General features: G+C 31.1%; 19 protein-coding genes, 1 riboswitch and 1 other annotated feature. Of the genes, 3 read left to right on the top strand and 16 right to left on the bottom strand.

Annotation, left to right across the window (positions count from 1 at the left end; all coding sequences use genetic code 11):
- Positions 1–62 precede the first annotated feature (62 nt).
- The 6 genes from M2214_RS03470 to tyrS all read right to left on the bottom strand — a co-directional run bounded on the left by M2214_RS03470 (position 63) and on the right by tyrS (position 5,161).
- Positions 63–404 carry a DUF2149 domain-containing protein gene (locus tag M2214_RS03470; RefSeq protein ID WP_248482843.1) on the bottom strand — a complete coding sequence of 114 codons (342 nt, stop codon included), beginning with the start codon at positions 402–404 and terminating at the stop codon, positions 63–65.
- Positions 388–1,071 (bottom strand): MotA/TolQ/ExbB proton channel family protein, encoded by a 684-nt coding sequence (locus tag M2214_RS03465; protein ID WP_248482841.1) that lies wholly within the window; start codon positions 1,069–1,071, stop codon positions 388–390. The genes M2214_RS03470 and M2214_RS03465 overlap by 17 nt, the downstream gene beginning before the upstream one ends.
- 13 nt (positions 1,072–1,084) lie before the next feature.
- Positions 1,085–1,783, bottom strand: a complete 699-nt coding sequence (locus M2214_RS03460) for a DUF2162 family putative transporter (RefSeq protein WP_248482839.1) — start codon at positions 1,781–1,783, stop codon at positions 1,085–1,087.
- 152 nt (positions 1,784–1,935) lie between these two features.
- Positions 1,936–2,116: riboswitch (cobalamin riboswitch) on the bottom strand.
- Positions 2,117–2,345: 229 nt separating this feature from the next.
- Complete coding sequence (gene yunB / locus M2214_RS03455) at positions 2,346–3,032, bottom strand: sporulation protein YunB (RefSeq protein WP_248482837.1); 687 nt, start codon at positions 3,030–3,032, stop codon at positions 2,346–2,348.
- A 34-nt stretch (positions 3,033–3,066) separates the two neighbouring features.
- Complete coding sequence (locus M2214_RS03450; RefSeq protein WP_248482835.1) at positions 3,067–3,549, bottom strand: DUF5673 domain-containing protein; 483 nt, start codon at positions 3,547–3,549, stop codon at positions 3,067–3,069.
- A 388-nt stretch (positions 3,550–3,937) separates the two neighbouring features.
- Complete coding sequence (gene tyrS / locus M2214_RS03445; protein WP_248482833.1) at positions 3,938–5,161, bottom strand: tyrosine--tRNA ligase; 1,224 nt, start codon at positions 5,159–5,161, stop codon at positions 3,938–3,940.
- A 51-nt stretch (positions 5,162–5,212) separates the two neighbouring features.
- Positions 5,213–5,417, bottom strand: a binding site (T-box leader).
- Between the two features lie 164 nt (positions 5,418–5,581).
- Between tyrS and M2214_RS03440 the strand changes: the two genes are divergently transcribed.
- Positions 5,582–8,068, top strand: coding sequence for a transglycosylase domain-containing protein (locus M2214_RS03440; protein WP_248482831.1), 2,487 nt, complete (start codon positions 5,582–5,584; stop codon positions 8,066–8,068).
- Between the two features lie 20 nt (positions 8,069–8,088).
- On the opposite strand, the gene spoVAE is transcribed toward M2214_RS03440, so the two are convergent.
- The 9 genes from spoVAE to M2214_RS03395 form a co-directional block, all read right to left on the bottom strand.
- Complete coding sequence (spoVAE, locus tag M2214_RS03435) at positions 8,089–8,445, bottom strand: stage V sporulation protein AE (protein ID WP_256466699.1); 357 nt, start codon at positions 8,443–8,445, stop codon at positions 8,089–8,091.
- An 11-nt stretch (positions 8,446–8,456) separates the two neighbouring features.
- Positions 8,457–9,467 carry a stage V sporulation protein AD gene (gene spoVAD, locus M2214_RS03430; RefSeq protein WP_248482828.1) on the bottom strand — a complete coding sequence of 337 codons (1,011 nt, stop codon included), beginning with the start codon at positions 9,465–9,467 and terminating at the stop codon, positions 8,457–8,459.
- Positions 9,468–9,480: 13 nt separating this feature from the next.
- On the bottom strand, positions 9,481–9,909 hold the full coding sequence (spoVAC, locus tag M2214_RS03425) for a stage V sporulation protein AC (protein WP_248482826.1): 429 nt from the start codon (positions 9,907–9,909) through the stop codon (positions 9,481–9,483).
- Positions 9,910–9,919: 10 nt separating this feature from the next.
- A complete protein-coding gene (locus tag M2214_RS03420) occupies positions 9,920–10,330 on the bottom strand; it encodes a stage V sporulation protein AB (RefSeq protein WP_248482824.1) in 411 nt (136 codons plus the stop codon).
- A gap of 10 nt (positions 10,331–10,340) precedes the next feature.
- Positions 10,341–10,931 carry a stage V sporulation protein AA gene (locus M2214_RS03415; protein WP_248482822.1) on the bottom strand — a complete coding sequence of 197 codons (591 nt, stop codon included), beginning with the start codon at positions 10,929–10,931 and terminating at the stop codon, positions 10,341–10,343.
- A gap of 327 nt (positions 10,932–11,258) precedes the next feature.
- A complete protein-coding gene (gene sigF, locus M2214_RS03410; protein ID WP_248482820.1) occupies positions 11,259–12,023 on the bottom strand; it encodes an RNA polymerase sporulation sigma factor SigF in 765 nt (254 codons plus the stop codon).
- An 11-nt stretch (positions 12,024–12,034) separates the two neighbouring features.
- The gene (spoIIAB, locus tag M2214_RS03405; protein ID WP_248482818.1) at positions 12,035–12,472 is read right to left on the bottom strand and encodes an anti-sigma F factor; all 438 of its coding nucleotides are present in this window, start codon (positions 12,470–12,472) and stop codon (positions 12,035–12,037) included.
- A gap of 12 nt (positions 12,473–12,484) precedes the next feature.
- Positions 12,485–12,820 carry an anti-sigma F factor antagonist gene (spoIIAA, locus tag M2214_RS03400; RefSeq protein WP_248482816.1) on the bottom strand — a complete coding sequence of 112 codons (336 nt, stop codon included), beginning with the start codon at positions 12,818–12,820 and terminating at the stop codon, positions 12,485–12,487.
- Positions 12,821–12,929: 109 nt separating this feature from the next.
- The gene (locus M2214_RS03395; RefSeq protein WP_248482814.1) at positions 12,930–14,888 is read right to left on the bottom strand and encodes a molybdopterin-dependent oxidoreductase; all 1,959 of its coding nucleotides are present in this window, start codon (positions 14,886–14,888) and stop codon (positions 12,930–12,932) included.
- Between the two features lie 122 nt (positions 14,889–15,010).
- On the opposite strand from M2214_RS03395, the gene M2214_RS03390 reads away from it, so the two are divergent.
- Positions 15,011–16,240: an LL-diaminopimelate aminotransferase gene (locus tag M2214_RS03390; protein ID WP_248482812.1), complete on the top strand. Its 1,230-nt coding sequence runs from the start codon at positions 15,011–15,013 to the stop codon at positions 16,238–16,240.
- Between the two features lie 110 nt (positions 16,241–16,350).
- Positions 16,351–17,781: a Na+/H+ antiporter NhaC family protein gene (locus tag M2214_RS03385; RefSeq protein WP_248482810.1), complete on the top strand. Its 1,431-nt coding sequence runs from the start codon at positions 16,351–16,353 to the stop codon at positions 17,779–17,781.
- Positions 17,782–17,837: 56 nt separating this feature from the next.
- Here M2214_RS03385 and M2214_RS03380 read toward each other — a convergent pair whose 3' ends face one another.
- On the bottom strand, positions 17,838–19,418 hold the full coding sequence (locus M2214_RS03380; RefSeq protein ID WP_248482808.1) for a DEAD/DEAH box helicase: 1,581 nt from the start codon (positions 19,416–19,418) through the stop codon (positions 17,838–17,840).
- Positions 19,419–19,718 lie beyond the last annotated feature (300 nt).

Raw genomic sequence — 19,718 nt, 5'->3', positions numbered from 1 at the left:
TTTAAGTCTATTTGTATAGTATTTAAGTTAGTCTTTTGTTCTATGTAATTATAAATTATTCCTTATTTTTTCTGCCCTTTATTTGACAATTCACCTTCAATTAAAATCAATTTTCCCGTTTTAGGATCTTGAAAAACAGTTCCCATTTGATTGTATCCTTCTCCTGATCCATCATTTAGTTCAGGAATCTCATTAAGCTCTGTTCCTTTATCTACAGCTGTTATCTTCTGTAATTTCTGCTGCATCTTTTTCCTTTCCTCTGGAGTCTTAGTGTCAAAAATAACATTTTGTAAATTCCATGAAAGAACGAGTGCAACCATTAATCCACAACAAAATACCATCATTACATCCATTAAGTTTGCCATTCCAGCTAAAGGATCTAATTCACTATCTTGTGACTGCATTCTTTTTCTCCCACTCTTCCTTATCAAGCACTTCACCCCCTACAATTAATTCCATAATTTTTTCCATATAATTTATATCTTTTTCATACCATCTTCTCCTGATTTTAGAAATCATAGATGAAATTGCACCAACCGCAACACCCACTACAGTAGTATCAAATGCAATAATTACCGCTTGTGAAAGCCCCTGTACATCGCCTTGGCCAAGGGCTCCTAATCCTGGTCCCAAAGGAATAAGTGTTCCCATTAGTCCCAATACTGGTCCCAATTTCGTTATCAAATCTGTCTTATCTAGAATTTTTTTCATACGGTATTCTTCATTGTCTAAAATATCTCTTGCAAGAATTTCTTTTGTGTCTTTACTTATATTTTCTTTATTCATAAAATCAAAAATTATATCTTTTTGTTTTTTCATTAATTTACTGTTTTCTACAACTTGACAAAGGTTATTTTTCTGCCATGAAGAATTTTCTTGAATATCGCTTAAGATTTTAGTTAGCTCTACCATTTTTACATCTTTTCTTCTTCTCCTTTCAGCAATAAAATTACCTAGTTCCATAAAAATAATTACTGTCATTAATAGTAATCCCGCTATCACCGGAATCGAGAAGCTTTGTGCAATAGAATGCAAAACAATCGTTAAATATTCAGACCCTTTAATACTCATCTTTTCTTACCTCCTATTTTCTATTTTTCAATTCATAAGATATAAAACCGATAAAACTCATTACAGCTAATCCAACTCCTACCATTGTTAAAATCTTCAACGAGTCAATAGTCATTGATGAAAATGACATTTGAGCAGAATTTACAAAGTTAGGAATGAAAAGTCCTAATGCCACTGTTATAATTCCAAAAAACAACACCACTGAATTAAATATACCGCCTGGTTGAATATTCATACGCTTAATCATACACTGTGTCCCAAAAGCTACTACAATCAATAAAGCTATAAAAAATAAGGATATACCTAACTCTAATAGTCCATTGAAAACTTTTACCTGAAGCTTAAAAAAAATGACACTTACTGCCATGGCAATAAGACAAAATGGACATGGTAAAAATGCAATAATATGATTGCCATGTTTTTTACTACATAAAGAATTATCCTCTTTAAACTGAGACTCCTCATGTAATCCAAGATAAATTAAAAAGCCGGCTAGAATCATTGATCCTTCAAAAGTATATTGATCAATAAAAACAGAAATGCTTTTCATTCGTGGTGTAAACATGATAATTAAGATATACAAAACAAATCCAAAAATAAACGAAATAAAAACAATAATCTTTCTATTCAGCCCCGATGCTCCTAAAATCAATCCTGTCTTTAAGCTCAAAATGAAAAGAGAAACAACCATACCTAAAAATGCAAGAAACATTAAAACCCTCCTTTCTAAATTTAATATTTTTCAAATAAAAAAAACCTCTCAACAAAACATCGAGAAGTTTATATATATATATGCAAATTTATCCCAGTAATTAGGCTCTAAACATTTACACTATAACAACACCCCCTATCGCTCGTAGAGTTAACAGCATCATCATACAGGCAGGTCTTCTGGCTTAAGGTTCATCATCCTTACTTCCTTCCCAGTTTCCCAGTGGATTTATGTAAGAACTTCCCTTTTACAGCGGCGGGACCGCGCAGGATTTTCACCTGCTTCCCTTTTAACCGATTGTTCAAAATCGGCACCTGTATGCACAATATTCTTTTTTACATCCAAATTATATCACATATCCTTCAATCAGACTATATAAAATAAGTATATTATTCTATAATAAGCTTTTTATGTATAATTTTGTAAGTATTCATTGGTACTATAAATGAAATAATAAGGGCTAGTTTTTCATAGAAAAACATAACCCCTAGGTACAATTAAAGCACTATTTTAAAATCTAAACTAAAATATGAAGTTTATACATATTTAATTACATACTCCGTTAGTCTACACTAGGCTCAAGTATATTCCCAACCTCTTCCTTAGGAATACTTACATAGTTTTGAGGTACCTTACCAACTACTATAGTCTCACATACAGGCATCTGACTTAAGACCTCTTTATATGATGATGTGAATGGAATTATAACTCTAACCTTAGTCTTTATTACTAAATATATCCTATGTCTAGTCTGGTTTATCCCTGATGAATCAAACTCCGTCTTAAAGTCTACATTAACTATTCCAACAGGTTGAATCCCTATTTTCAACTTAGGTCCATACTTTGCTAATATAGAACTTTTAAATGCAGTACCCAAAGGGACATTTGCAGATGTAGTCTTTATCTTCTTTAACTGCTGCTGTACTTCAATAGCAACATCAGATGCTATTTTATTCATTAGTATAGTATTTGCTTGTATCATGGTAATATTTCCATCTACATCTGTTTTAAGACTTATAAGTTCCTCATATTTTATCTTCTCCTTTAATATACCCCCAACAGCGTTGTTTATAGATCTATTTGCAAGCTCTTGTGCTTTTGATTCGGCTATTGCTTGAACTACGGGTTTTATCTTTCTATCTACAAATACGAATGAACCTAAAGCGGTAGAAAATATTAATATCAAAATCATTACGGTTAAAACTTTTTTCTTTTTCTTTTTTTTATGAACCTTGAGTAACTTTTTCAAGATAATACCCCCCATATTATAATATGAGGGGTATTTATATTTGGTTACTCATTTCTTTATTTTTTATCTTCTTGTTCAACAGACTTTCTACATCTTTAATATTTGACTCTTTGAGCCTAAGCTTTACCTCATCATTTTTTTTAGTTCTAAATAATATAGTATGAGAATCATCTTCGTCATATGTATAAGAATTTATTTCCTCCCACTTATATAGTTTAGTATTAATTATTACCCCTTTATAAGTTATAGTTTTTTCGTAATATAATGAAATTACAATATCCCATATTAAAATCCCTAGTATAATCCCCTTAATCCTATAATCCATATTATTTTCATCCGCTAAAGTCAAATATATTATACCAATTTGAACAATACTAGCAGGTATCATCCATATAATACTAAATCCACTAAACCTCAATAACATCTCATTATCAACTACAAATGCTTTTATATTTTCTATTAACTTCAAACAACTCCCAACTATAATAACAACAAGAATTATCTGCATACGTTCCATTTAACCAACTCCCTAAAATAATGATATAATCAATTACATATTTTGTAAATAGTTCATCATTATTTTACCTCAGCTCTCTATTAAGAATCGGAGATCCTTTTTATAATATCCTTATATTTCTATTGTTGATTAAGCACTACACTTAAAAATGATGTTCATTAAAATGTTAGATAGTTTTGGGTTAATATTTTTCTATATAACTTAGGTTGTAGCGTTTAAATGTCCGTTAAGAAAGTTTGTTGTTTGACCAACGGGAGTTTAGAACTTTTAGGATATTTAATAAGCTACAACCTTTAGTTATATAAAAATATTGACTAAGTATCGATATTTTAATGAGTATCATTTTTCGCTCAACAAAAAATACCCCCTAATTAAAGGGAGCATCCTTCTATCCTAATTTAACTTGATGATATACCTTCTTACCTTTTCTAATCATTAAAGAATCATCTTCAAAATTACCTTCAGTTATTTTAAAATCTATCTCTTTTATCTTCTCATCATTTATAGATACTCCACCTTGTTGTACTAAACGTCTTGCTTCACTTCTTGAAGATGCAAGTTTAGTAGTTGTAAGTACAGTTAATATATCCATTCCATCAGATATATCAGCTTTGCTTATTTCAGTACAAGGAATTGATCCAGCCATAGCTCCTTTTCCAAATAAAGCTTTAGCTGCTTCTTGAGCTTTTTTAGCTTCTTCTTCACCGTGAACTATCTTAGTAACCTCGTAAGCCAAAATTTCCTTAGCTTTATTTATCTCTGATCCTTCTAATGAAGCCAGTCTTTCAATCTCATCCATTTCAATGAATGTTAAAAGTGCTAAACAGTTTCTAACATCTGCATCAGCAATATTTCTCCAGTATTGGTAAAACTCATATGGAGATGTCTTTTGGGCATCAAGCCAAACTGCTCCTGATTCTGTTTTACCCATTTTCTTACCTTCACTATTAGTTAAAAGTGTAAATGTCATACCGTAAGCAGCTTCACCTTCAACACGTCTTATAAGATCTGCTCCTGATATTATGTTAGACCATTGATCATCTCCACCTAATTCTAGTTTACATCCATATCTTTTATGAAGCTCTAAGAAATCATAAGCTTGCATTATCATGTAGTTAAACTCAAGGAAAGATAATCCTTTTTCCATACGGCTTTTAAAACACTCAGCTGTTAACATTCTATTAACAGAGAAATGTCTTCCAACCTCTCTTAAGAAAGGTATGTATTCTAAGTTCATAAGCCAGTTAGCATTATTCTCCATTATAGCTTTGTCATCAGAAAAATCTAAGAATCTCTTCATCTGAGCTTTGAAACATTCTGCATTATGTTCTATTTCTTCAACAGTTAACATCTTTCTCATATCAGTCTTTCCTGTTGGATCTCCTACCATAGTAGTTCCTCCACCTAAAAGAGCTATAGGTCTATGTCCTGCTCTTTGAAGATGAGCCATAGCCATTAATTGAAGAAAGTGTCCTACATGTAAACTATCAGCAGTTGCATCAAATCCTATATAAAAAGTCACAGACTCTTTCCCTAATAGTTCACGGATTTCGTCTTCATGTGTAGTTTGTTTTATAAATCCACGTTGTTTTAAAATATCAAATACGTTCATTTTAAATCCTCCTTATAGTTCTTTATATACTAAAAAAGGTTTCCTCATCCTATAAAGGACGAGAAAACCCGCGGTACCACCTTAGTTCGCATAAAAATGCCTCTTATCCACTGTAACGTATGGAAAACGTCGAAATTTTTAATTCCGAAACTCCAGAGTGTATTTCATCTTATCATGTACTGTAAATCTTTCACCGCCCGATCTACTCTCTAATTTTGTAACCATGAGGATTACTAATCTCCTTCAACGTTTATTATTGAATATTTTACCCTATTTTATCATAAATATAACTTTTTTTGCAATAATATATATAGCATTTTTTATGTTACAACAATATTACAAAAAATATTCTTTATATAAATTTATAGATTGAACTTTTTCTTCTATGTTATAATAGATTGAATAAGGAGGTAATGACGAATGCGTAGCGATAAAAACAATGATAAAAGTAAGTCTACTGACAATAAAGAAAAAAAGAAAAAAGTAAGCATTTTCAGAATAGTACTTATTACTTTTATTATATTATCTATAGTTGGTACGGCATGTGTGATGGGCCTTGTCGTCGGAGTTATTAAAAATGCACCACCTATAGACCCCCATAATATTGAAATGTATGAAAGTTCTTTCATATATGATTCTAATGGACAATTAATAGAAAAGGTCCATGGATCAAATTTTAGAAGTCTAGTAACCTTAGATAAAATACCAAAGGATTTACAAAATGCAGTTATATCTATAGAGGATGAAAGATTTTATGAGCATAATGGTGTAGATATAAAAAGATTATTCGGTGCACTTTGGTATGACTTAAAAACTATGAGTAAAGCTCAAGGAGCAAGTACATTAACTCAACAGCTTGCTAAGAATATGTATACATCTAATGAAAAAACAATTACAAGAAAAATTAAAGATACTTATTATGCTCTTCAGTTAGAAAAAACTATTTCTAAAGAAGAAATACTTGAAACTTACTTAAATACTTTCTATCTAGGTAGAGGTGCTATTGGAGTACAAGCCGCAGCTCAAACTTATTTTTCTAAAGATGTAGGCGAATTAACTTTAGCAGAATCTTCAATGATAGCAGGTATAACTAAAAATCCATCTAGATATTCTCCGTATACTACTCAAAGACTTGATGGAAGTGAGAATTTAGATGAGCTTAAAAACTTACTAGTTTTTTATCCTAAAACAGCAAATACAGATCCTGCTTCTGATTCAGAAAAAGGAATGTTTGAAAAACTACATAACAAAGGACTAATAGATAATTATCAATATGATCAACTAAAAAAAGAGCAAATTGTAGTTAGAAAAGCAGTTGTTAATCCTAAAGCTAAAGAGAGACAAGAAACTGTACTTTATAAAATGCTAGAACTTGGACATATCTCTGAATCAGAGTATGAAGAAGCTAAAAATCAAGAGATAGTTATAATGGTTGGAAGTCAAACTCAAGCCAATGTTTCTTCTTATTTTGTAGATTTAGTTAAAGACGATGTAATAGATGCTCTAATTAAAGAAGGTAAAACTGAAGATGAAGCTAGAGATATGCTTTATAACGGAGGACTTAGAGTATATTCTACTATGGACGTTACTATCCAAAAGATATTAGAGTCAGAATATCAAAAGAACTCTAACTTCCCAGGAACTTTCACTGATAAAAATGGTAATATACAACCTCAATCAGCTATGGTTATAATGGATTACCGTACAGGTCAAGTTAAAGCCTTAGTTGGAGGAAGAATGATAGGTGGTAAAAAGCTTTATAATAGAGCCGTTAATCCTAGACAGCCTGGTTCTTCTATAAAACCACTTGCTGTATACTTACCTGCACTTGATAGCGGTATGACAGCTGGTACTATAATAGATGATTCACCAACAGGATATAAATATTCATCTAATGAGAAATGGAAGCCTAAAAACTATGCTAATAGATATAGAGGTCCTATAACCTTAAGACAATCAGTTCAACATTCTTCAAATGTAGGAGCTGTAAAGACAGCAGAAATGCTTTCTTCAAGCCCTTATTCTTCTGTTGAGGTTATGGTTGATTTCTTAGAAAATATGGGTATCTCAACTATAGTAAAAACACCAGGTACTAACGATCAAAACTTCTCTGCCTTAACTCTAGGAGGTATGACTAAGGGAATAACTCCACTTGAGATGACTGCAGCATATGGATCTATAGCAAATGGCGGAACTTATATCAAGCCTATGCTGTTTAGTAAGATAGAAGATTCAAGTGGAAATGTAATATTAAATAATAAAACTGTTAAACACTCAATTACAACGCCTCAAAATGCTTATATAATGACTGATATATTACAGACTGTTGTAACTTCTGGTACCGGCGGCCGTGCTAGAATATCTAATATGCCTGTAGCAGGAAAAACAGGTACTACTAGTGATAATAACGATGCTTGGTTTGCAGGGTATACTCCTTATTATGTTGGAGCAACTTGGATAGGAAATGACTGGAATCAAAAGCTTAAATCAGGAAGTTCTATGTCATCATCTCTTTGGTCAAAAGTTATGACTAAAGTTCATAAAGATCTTCCAAGAAAGTCATTTAAAAGACCAAGCGGAATAATAGAGCAAACTATATGTTTAGAAAGTGGTCAACTTGCAACTCATTTTTGTGAAAAAACTAGAACAGAAAAATTCGTAGCAGGTACAGAACCTAAAGATTACTGTGAAATTCATACTCAAGATGAAAATATAGAGATAGAAGAAAGCCCTGATGCATCTGACATAATAAATGATTGGTTGTTTGATTCTGATAAAAAAGATGACAAAAAAGATGAAGAAAATAAACAATCAAATAAAAATGACAAAAAAAAAGAGGAAAAAGAAACAGAAAATAATGAAAATACAAAAAGTGAAGATGATACAAAAATAATAGAGAGCAATTAATTGCTCTCTATTTTTTGCTCTTACGGTTTTGTTTTTGGGGTAAATATTAAAGACATTAAGTATCCAAACAAAACAGCTGCTGCAATTCCACCTGCATTCGCAGCTGTTCCTCCTGTAAATGCACCTAGTAACCCTTTTTTACCAACTTCTTCTATAACACCTTTTCCAAGTCCATATCCGAACCCTGTAAGAGGCACAGTTGCACCAGCTCCTCCAAATTCTACAATTGGTTCATATATTCCAAGTCCCGTCAATATAACACCTACAGTCACAAAACTCACAAGTACATAGGGTGATGGTACCTTAAAAAAATCCATAAGTATTTGACCTATAACACATATGGCTCCTCCAACTATGAAAGCTCTTAAATATTCCACAATTCCACCTCCTAATTCTCTATAATCACAGCATGAGCTATAGATGGTATACTTTGCTTTTGAAGTGTGCTTGTAGGAGACAGCAAGGCTCCAGTTGATACTAACATTACTTTATTTATTTCTTTGTTTTTAAGTTTCTTGTATATGTATCCATTGAACACACTCGCAGAACATCCACATCCACTTCCTCCAGAGTGAGTATCTTGTTTTTTATGGTCAAATATTTCTATACCACAGTCCATATATACATTAGATATGTCATAACCTTCTTTATTTATAAAATCTAGAAGAATCTGCCCTCCTACTATTCCCAAATCTCCTGTTGCTATTATGTCAAAGCTATCTATATCATCTTTTGTATCGTCAAAGTATGCTTTTATTGTATCAACTGCTGCAGGCGCCATGGCTGGTCCCATATTATTTACATCAGTTATACCTTTATCTATAACCTTACCAGTAGTTATTCTTTTTATCTTAGGTCCTTCTCCTCTTGATGATATAACACTTGCTCCTGCTCCTGTAACTGTCCATTGAGCAGTCATAGGTCGTTGATTTCCAAGCTCTAGAGGATATCTAAACTGTCTCTCTGCTGTTGAAAAATGACTTGAAGTTGCAGCTACTACTAAATCAGAAAATCCTCCATCTACAATCATAGATGCAAGACTCATAGATTCTGACATTGTAGAACAAGCTCCATAAACTCCAAAGAATGGTCTTTTTAAATCTCTTGCAGCAAACGATGTAGACATAAGTTGATTAAGTAAATCCCCTGCTACTATATAATCAACCTGATTTAGTACATAATCACCCTTATCTACAGCCATTCTTATGACTTCTCTTATCATCTTACTCTCACCAAATTCCCAGCTATCTTCTCCAAACAAATCATCCTTTAAGATTATATCAAAATAATCCTTTAATGGCCCTTCCCCTTCTTTTGGTCCTACTATTGATCCAGTTGATATTATAACGGGACTATTTTCTAACTGTATTGTTTGATTTCCTAATCTTTTCTTTGCCATAGTACTCTCCTTTCTAACTAATTCCTAAGAAATGATAAATTAGTCCAAGTATTACAGAACTTCCTATTCCATATACAAGAACAGGCCCTGCTATTGTAAACATTTTTCCTGCAACACCCAATACATAGCCTTCTCGCTTATACTCCATAGCTGGAGATACTATAGAGTTAGAAAAACCAGTTATAGGAACAATTGAACCCGCACCAGCCCTTCTTCCAAGTAAATCATATACTCCTATACCTGTAAAAAATGCTCCTAAAAATATAAGAGTTATAGAAGTTGCAGTAGATGCCATTTTTTTATCAAGACCGTATTTTATATAACTGTTTAATATAAACTGTCCTAAATCACATATTAATCCACCTACAATAAATGCCCATATGCAGTTTTTAAGATATGTAGGCTTCGGGCTTTTATTATCGACATATTTTTTATAATCCATTTAATCACCTCTATTTTAATATTGTCCAATTAACTATAGAACCTACCGTTTTCCCTATTAATAAAACTATTATTATATACTTGACCATCCCTTGTATATTGAGCCTTCTCTGCATAACTGGTATAACATCTACTGCCTCTGCAAGAGCAGATGCTAGCATACCTATAAAAATACCGTAGAAACAACCAAATAATATTACACACATAGTCCCAGAATTAAATGATATATCTATAAGTGAAAATAGACTTCCAATGAACGCTCCTGATATTAACATATATTCATATCTTCCTAAGTAGTTATAAGTATTTGTTATCTGACAAAGCCTTGGAATTATATCTAGTAATGTAAGAAGTGCTACTATACCTGATCCAACAACTACACCTTCTGAAAATCCTAATATAGTTATAAATGCTAGTTTCAAATCTGCCTCCTTATTTCTCATTATTTTCAATAATATAAGTTTGTACCTCATTTTTAAAAGTAGATACTTCTAGTTCTAGTGGACTTGGCTCTGATTTTGAAAAATTCGGTATTACTTTATTGTAAAACACAGCAACTCCCGCTCCTATTCCTAGCGAATATGCTATTTGAAACAGTAATAAGTTCTCAGTCTCACTTCCTGTTAATATTCTGAGTATTGTTTTTTGAGATGTATTCATATTTACATCAGAATGAAAATTAATTATAGCCATCCCAGAACCTAAAAACAGTACTATACATACAAATAAAACCCTTATAAACAACATATTATCCTTTTTGGGATTATCAAAATGTATTAATAAATCATTCAATTCTAAAAAGTTAACCTTAACATAACTATTTTGACTGTTTATTCTACTGATAACATCCCCAAGTTCTATAACCTCGTAATCCTTACTAACTCCATTTACATGAGCAACTATTATATCTTTTACCAAATCTTCATTTTGAGAAGGATATATATGAAACAAATCCTTCAGATACAAATCCTTTATATCTTTTTTAAACTTTAAATGCTTCTTAGGTTTTAAATATATTTCCACTTTAAGTCCCCCTTTTCATACAATTATTATTTACAAAAACAATTAAAAAATTCTATTTTCTAACTTTAAATCACGCAATTTAAAAATGAAGATTATTTAAATGTTAGCTATTTTTTGTTAACATTTTAAAATAAAACTTAGATTATGATGTTAAAATATCCGTTAAAAAAGTTATTTATCTGACCGTAGGGAGTTTAAGAAATTTTAGGCTATTTTATAAAGCAGAATCTATAATTTTACTAAAAGGTTGACTAAATAGCATTATTTCAATAATCTTCATTTTTTGCTTAAGTACATAAAAAGAGCCATACAATTGTATGACCCTTCTCAACTTATCATATTTTTAAGTTTGCTTAAAACCTTCTTTTCAATCCTAGATACCTGAACCTGAGATATTCCAAGCTCACTTCCTATCTCACTTTGTGTTCTATCCTCAAAATATCTTAAAACTATAATTTGTCTTTCTCTTTTTTCTAATTTACCTAACACTTGCTTTAAAAGTAAATTATCAACTATTTTTTCATCATCCATAGTTTTAGTTTGACTTATTTTATCTATAAGGCATATAGGGGATCCTTCATCCTCGTGTATAACCCCATGTAAGTACTCAACTGATGAGTTTGATTCAAGAGCCATAACTATATCTTCTTTAGATACCTCAAGAGATTTTGCAACCTCTTCTATTGTAGGCTCTCGTCCAAATTTTTTAGATAGTCTTTCAGTTTCAATCTTACTCTTTGTAGCAAGCTGTTTTAGAGACCTTGATACTTTAATCATCCCATCATCTCTTAAATATCTTTTTATCTCTCCTAAAATCATAGGTACTGCATATGTAGAAAATCTCACATTAAACGTAGGATCAAACTTATATATAGCTTTTATAAGTCCTATTGATCCTAATTGAAATAAATCATCTCTTTCATAACCTATATTCATAAATTTATTTACAACACTTCTGACTAGCCCTAAATTACTTTCTATTAAAATATCCTTTGACCTTTCATCTCCATCCTGAGCTTTTTCTATGAGAGCTAGAGTTTCCTCATGGCTAAGTAAATGTCTTTTTTCCTCACTTACAGCAGGCATCACCATAATTATTACCCCTAATCTTTATTTTTATTGGATTTTATAGTTTTTTTCATAACTAATTTAGTTCCTTCCCCCAAAATAGAAGATATTTCAATACTGTCCATAAAAGTTTCCATTACTGTAAAGCCCATTCCTGACCTTTCAAGTTCAGGCTTTGAAGTATAAAGAGGTTGTTTTGCCATATCTACATCCTTTATTCCATTCCCCTTATCTTCTATCACTACCTTTATAGTATCTCCATCTATCTCACTTCTTACATTAACTAACTTTGTTTCATCTTCATCGTATCCATGAATTATAGCATTCGTAACAGCCTCAGATACAGCAGTTTTTATGTCTGCTATTTCATCTATTGTTGGGTCTAATTGAGATGCAAAAGAAGCAACTACCACCCTAGCAAAAGATTCATTCTCAGATTTGGCTAAAAAACTAATTTCCATATAATTCTTCATCGTTTTTCCCCCTTATAAAGAACTTATTGCTTCTTCGTAATCGTTATAAATTCCTATTATCTTGTCTATGCCTGATAAGTCAAATATTCTTTTAACATGCTTATTTAAGTTTAAAACAACTACCTTTCCTCCAGTTTCTGAAAGCTTTTTATATCTACCTATGATAACTCCTACTCCTGAGGAATCCATAAAATTCATGTTCTTCAAATCAAATATAACATTTTTTATGGAATTTTTATCTATAGCCATATCAATCTCTTCCCTTACCTCTGAAGCTATATGGTGGTCTAGTTCTCCATATAGTTCAACGATTAAATTTCTGTTATCTATTTTATAGTTTATATCCAATGTTATCCCCCCTTATTATGCTCTTAATATCTTTCTATAAAATATTACTTCTTTCCTTCGTAAAATTTTAACTACTTTTGTAGAATAAGCATAAAAAAAGCGCTAATAATTAGCACCTTTTTACAATTTCTACGAATGTTTCATTATATGCGACTTGACCTCCCATTTCAGACGATATATCTTCAGTTAAAAAGTTTGGATTTCCGTCTTTATTAGCCCATCTTGTGTACATATGAACAACATCATTAGCTACATCGTCAGTAATCTTTACTTTAGTTTCTATACTTCCATTTCTAGACTTTAAAACTATTATTTCATCTTCCGATATTTCATATTTTTTAGCAAGATCAATATTCATATAGACAATTGAAATTTGATTATCGTCTAAGTAGTGCTGTGTGAATAATGAATTTTTCTCATGTGTAGTTATTAACCTTATATCCTCTTTTTCACTTTTTATATATACAGGTATAGGACTTAGCCCATCTTCTTCTGCATTATCCGAGTATATTTCTATTTTTTCAGAAGGAGTTTTAAAAATTTTATCTCTCCAAGCTACTTTATCAAATGCCATATTTACATAACCTTTTTTTATATCCTCTATTTCTATGTTCCATTTAGATAAAGGTTTTACTATCTGTTTCAAATACTCTTCTTTTGATACTAGAGGATAATCTTTCATATTCATTTTCTTACTAAGTTCCATAAAGAAATAATATTCATCCATAAGTATATGCTTTGGGTCAGCTATTTTTTCATTGTATATAATATATGGATTACACATAGATGAATACAGCATATCTTCACTTTCTAAAGTGTTAGTGCACGGTATAAATAAATCACAATATTTAGCAGTATCCGTCATAAACATGTCTATACATACTTTAAATTCTATTTCTCTAAATGCCTTTATATTTTTATTTAAGTTAGGCCATCTACATAAAGGATTTGCTTTTGTTATAAATATAGCTTTTATAGGTTCTTGGTTCGAATTTTTTATATCATCCGCAAAACTATGAATGTTTAAGTATCTTTTATTCTTCGCATAATTACAACTATTATAAGGGTCTCTATTTAGTATATCAGGATATACCCTATTTGCATAATTAACTCCAGCTCCAGTTTTTCCTATATTTCCTGTTATAGCAGCTATGGCATCTATACTTCTTATACTATTTCCTCCATTTCTATACTTTTGAACTCCGTATCCTATATATATCGTGCTGCTTTTTTTTGCATATACACGAGATATTTTCTTTATAGTATCTATATCTACACCGCATTCCTTTGATAGATATTCAAGACTTAGTGTATCTAAATATTTTTTATATTCATCATATCCTTTTACATATTTATTAATAAATTCGTTGTCTTGTAAACCTTCTTCTATTATAATCTTAGTCATAGCCATACAAAGAGCTCCATCTGTTGATGGGTTAACTCTTATGTATTCATCACCCCTCTTTGCAGTTTCTGTGTATATAGGGTCTATAACGGTTACTTTAATTCCATTTTTCTTGGCTTTTAATATGGTGTCCATAAGATGTATAGATGTATTATAAGGATTTCTTCCCCAAACTATTATATTTTGTGAATTCATTATATCTTCAAGCGAGCTTCCTTTTACATATCCAAAGTCGTATTTTTGAGCTTTAATTCCAGCGGACCAACATGTTCCTCCTTCAAACTCTGTAATACCTCCATAAAAGTTAAAAAATATATTTTGCATAGATTTTAGTAATCCACCAGTTCCCGATTCATAGTAATGTGCAACTGAATTTGAATTATAATTTTCTTTGTAAAAGTTTAGTTTATCAGCTATTATTGATATAGCTTCATCAAATGTTATCTCTATCCATTTCCCATCCACCTTTTTAAGAGGGGTGTATATTCTATCCTTGTGATTTAATCTATCTAAATGCTTCTTTCCCTTTGGGCATATTATCCCCCTTGTATAAGGATGGTTTTTATCTGCCTTTATATGAATATCATTATTTTCATTTTTATATACATCAAACTTACAACAATCAAAACAATCAAGTGTGCACCCATGACTAAATTTTTTCATATAATTACTCCTTTTCTTTTTATTCTATATTGTATCAAATTATTCAAACTATTAATAAGATATTCTATGATTTAATTTAGATATGCTTTAACAGTTTATTGTTCATCTAAGGGGGAGTTTCTATGGATTTTGTCGATAACAAAATATCCGAGCGTTTAGGAGGAGTCGATTTTTTTAATAACTCCAAAGATTACAAGTTTGAATCTATAAAAAAAGAAAAAGAAATAATCAAAAAGAAATATCCAAATATAGATATTATAGATATGGGTGTTGGAGAGCCAGATCTTGCTGCTGACATTAGCATATGTAAAGTGCTCTGTGAAGAATGTTCTAAGCTTGAAAACAGACTGTACTCTGATAATGGAATACCAGAATTTCAAGAGGCTGCATGTTCTTTCTTAAAAAAAGTATACAAACTAGATAACCTAGACCCATATACAAATATTATGCACGGAATAGGATCAAAACCAATACTTGCTATGCTTCCTATATGCTTTATAAACCCTGGTGATATAGTGTTAACTACTGTTCCTGGTTACCCTGTATTATCTACTTATTGCAAATTTTTAGGAGGAACTGTATATAATTTACCTTTATATAAAGAAAATGACTTTTATCCAGATTTTAATTCTATACCCGATGATATACTAAAAAAATCAAAGTTATTGTATATTAATTACCCAAACAACCCTACTGGCCAAGTCGCTACTAAAGAGTTTTATAAAAAGGTTGTTGATTTTGCTTATAAAAACGATATATTAGTAGTCTGTGACTCAGCTTATAGTGCTCTTACATTCGATAGTGAACCTTTGAGTTTTTTATCTATAGATGGAGCAATTGATGTTGGTATTGAAATACATTCTTTGTCAAAGTCGTTTAATATGACAGGCTGGAGATTAGCATTTATAGTATCGAATCCAAAAGTTATAAAGGTTTACGGAAATGTAAAAGGTCACACAGACTCAGGTCAGTTTAGAGCGATTCAAAAGGCTGGGGCTTATGCTCTTAATCACCCAGAGATAATAACTAGGAATTGTGTTAAATACTCAAGAAGATTTGATATGCTAGTCGATGCACTTCGCGATATAGGATTTGATGCTAAAAAGCCTGTAGGAACCTTTTACTGCTATGTCCCTATTCCTAAATCCACTAAGTCAGGTTATATATTTAAAGATGCTCAGGATGCGTCGTTATATATTTTAAAAAATGCATTAATATCTACAGTACCTTGGGATGATGCTGGAAGCTTTTTAAGATTTTCAGTAACCTTTGAAGCATCAGATTATTCACAAGAAAAATGTGTTATAGCTGATTTAAAAGAAAGACTTAAAAAACTCGAGTTAGTATTCTGACAAAAATATCAAAAATTTATTTTATTCTATTATTTTTAACAATTATTTGATTTTATTTAAACCTTCTAGTATTATTTATATGTTAAATTATTTTTTTAGGAGGTTTAAATATGACATATGGATTTCTTAGTTTACTTCCGTCATTAATTGCAATAATACTCGCTATAACTACAAAGCAAGTTTTTATTTCTTTATTTGCTGGAATATTAATAGGAAAATTAATAATGACTAATTGGACATTATTTCCAGCTTTAGGGCAGAGTATAGACTCAGTTGTTAACGTATTTTCTGAGGGATGGGTAACTAAAACTATCATATTCTCTTTCTTAGTAGGTTCTGTAGTAACACTTATACAAGCTTCAGGTGGTGTTGAAGGATTTGTATATTACTTAACTGAAAAAAATAAGAGAATAAAGAACAGAAAGACAGCTATGCTTTTGGCATATTTTATAGGGATTGTAGTATTCATAGAATCAACTATAACTTGTTTAATTGTAGGAACTGTATCAAGGCCTATATGTGATAAGTATAAGGTTTCTAGAGAAAAACTAGCCTATATTTGTGACTCTACATCTGCCCCTGTTTGTTCACTGCTTCCATTTAACTCTTGGGGAGCTACTTTACTTGGACTTATAACTGCTCAAGTAGGCGCTGGTGTTATAAGTGGTAATTCTGTCGATCTACTTATTAAAAGTGTTCCTTTTAACTTTTATGCTATATCTACTTTGATAACTCTTTTAATAGTTATACTTACGGGTAAGGATTTTGGCCCTATGAAAAAAGCAGAATTAAGAGCTATAACAGAAGGAAAACTATTAAGAGATGGTGCTATGCCTGTAGTAGATCAAGATGCAATAGAAATCAATACTAAAGAAGGAATTGAGCCTAATATGAATCATATGCTTTATCCTTTACTAATTTTAGTTTTAATGATTCCTATAAGCCTTTATATTACAGGAGATGGTGTAATATTTAATGGTTCTGGTTCAACATCTGTATTTTGGGCAGTTCTTGCATCATTAGTATTTAGTGGTTTTTATTATATAGGAAAGCGTCTTATGACTCTTAATGAGTTTATGGATTATGTTTATAAGGGTGCTGGTGCTATGATACCAGTTGCTGCAATACTTGCTTTTGCATTTGCTATTGGAAATATTTCAAGTGAGCTTGAAACTGGTAAGTATATGGCAAGCTTAGTTGAAGGTAGACTTAACGGCTCATTTGGACCTGCAATTATATTTGTAATGTCTAGTGTAATAGCCTTTTCAACTGGAACAAGTTTTGGAACTTTTGCTATAATGATTCCTATAGCTATTCAGATGGCTGTTGCCATGGATGCAAATATATATATGAGTATAGGTGCTGTAATTTCAGGAGCTATAATGGGAGATCATAGTTCTCCTATATCAGATACGACTATAGTTTCATCTATGGCATCTGCATCAGATCATATAGATCATGTAAAAACTCAGCTTCCATATGCATTATTAAATGGAGCTATAGCACTTACACTTTATATAGTTTTAGGTGTTCTGTTATAAAATCCGTTTAGATATAAGAAAAAGCTGCTGACTTAGTCAACAGCTTCTTTTTATATCTATTTTCTATTAGCAGGCTCTATATTTATAGTCTTACCTTTTATAGTATTGTTTTTCATTATAGTTAATACATCTTTAGTATGCTCTCTTGGAACCTCAACAAATGTATATCTATCGTATATATCTATAGTCCCTATTAACTTTCCTGGAATACCAGTTTCTCCAGCTATAGCTCCTAATATATCCTTAGGTTTTATGTTTTGCTTTCTACCTATGTTTATAAATAATCTTACCATTCCTGATTCTGCACCAGTATCTTCAAATAAATCTTCTTTTATTTCTTCTTTATTTTGATCACCCATTGACATTTTAAGAAGTGCAGCAGCTATGTCTAAAGAAGTGTATTCTTCCATTAACTTCTCTAAGAAATTAACTTGGCTAGTTAAGTGTCCTTCTTCTATAACATTTTTAACTTTTTCTAAGAATAAGTTAGTTTTAATTTCTTCAACATCACTAAGAGATGGTATATCATGTCTTTTCATATTAGTCTTAGTATATCTTTGAATATCTCTTAATTTATATATTTCTTTCTTTCCTGATACGAAAGAGAATGCACGTCCTGATCTTCCTGCACGTCCAGTTCTTCCGATTCTGTGTACGTAATATTCGTCATCTTGTGGTACATCATAGTTAAATACGCACTCTACATCATCAACGTCTATCCCTCTAGCAGCTACATCTGTCGCAACTAGTATTTCTATAGTTCCATTTCTAAATTTAGCCATTACATTATCTCTTTGAGCTTGCTTTAAATCACCATGAAGTGCATCAGCAAAATATCCTCTTGATTGAAGTTCTGATACTAATTCATCAACTTTTCTCTTTGTATTACAGAATACAACAGATAATTTAGGATTGTATATATCTACAAGTCTTGATAATACATCTGATTTATTCTTAGACTTTGTTTCTATATAAAACTGTTCTATATTCGGAACTGTTAATGCCTTACGAACAACCTTTACAAGTTGAGGATCTTTTTGATACTTCTTTGTAAGATTTAATATTGCTTTTGGCATTGTAGCCGAGAAGAAAGTAGTTTGTCTTTCCTCTGGAAGTTGTTGTAATACAGTCTCTATATCTTCTCTAAATCCCATATCTAGCATTTCGTCCGCTTCATCTAAAACTATCATCTTTACATTTCCAAGCTTTAATGTCTTACGATTCATATGATCCATAACTCTACCAGGAGTACCTATAACGATCTGAACTCCTTTTTTTAATGCTTTTATTTGGCGATCTATCGGTTGTCCACCATATACTGGTAGTGTTCTTACGTTCTTCTTGTACTTAGCTAATTTTCCCAGTTCTCCCGCTACCTGGATAGCCAATTCTCTTGTAGGGCATAAAATTATAGCCTGCACACTACTATCTTTTTCATTAACCATATCTAATACAGGAATACCAAAGGCTGCTGTTTTACCCGTACCAGTTTGCGCTTGCCCTATTATATCTTTTCCTGCTAATATATGTGGTATTGCTTGAGCTTGTATAGGAGATGGTTCTTCAAATCCCATATCAGCTACAGCTTGCTTTATTTCTCTTGATAAATCCAAATTCTCAAATTTCATGTTTTCCATATATATATTACCTTTCCTTTCGTTTTTACGTCTCTCTTGCTCATCTTTTCAATTATATATATATTACTGTTATTATGCAACAAATATTTTTCATTTATTTATTATTTATATATTTTATCTAATTTTAAAACTTTTAATACAATATTTCTTGCTTATATATGTAGATTTTTTTAATATTTATATTTGTTAATTTCTATGATAATTCAAATATGAATTTAAAAATATTCCATATAAGTTCTTTGTATACATGATAGTTTAAGCCAAAATAATAAGGGTATATACATTATTGAAAACTATTTT

Source organism: Tepidibacter aestuarii (genome assembly GCF_934924865.1).
Classification (GTDB): Bacteria; Bacillota; Clostridia; order Peptostreptococcales; family Peptostreptococcaceae; genus Tepidibacter_A; species Tepidibacter_A aestuarii.
Note: the sequence above shows the minus strand (reverse complement) of the source record. Positions and strands in the feature narration are given on the sequence as shown.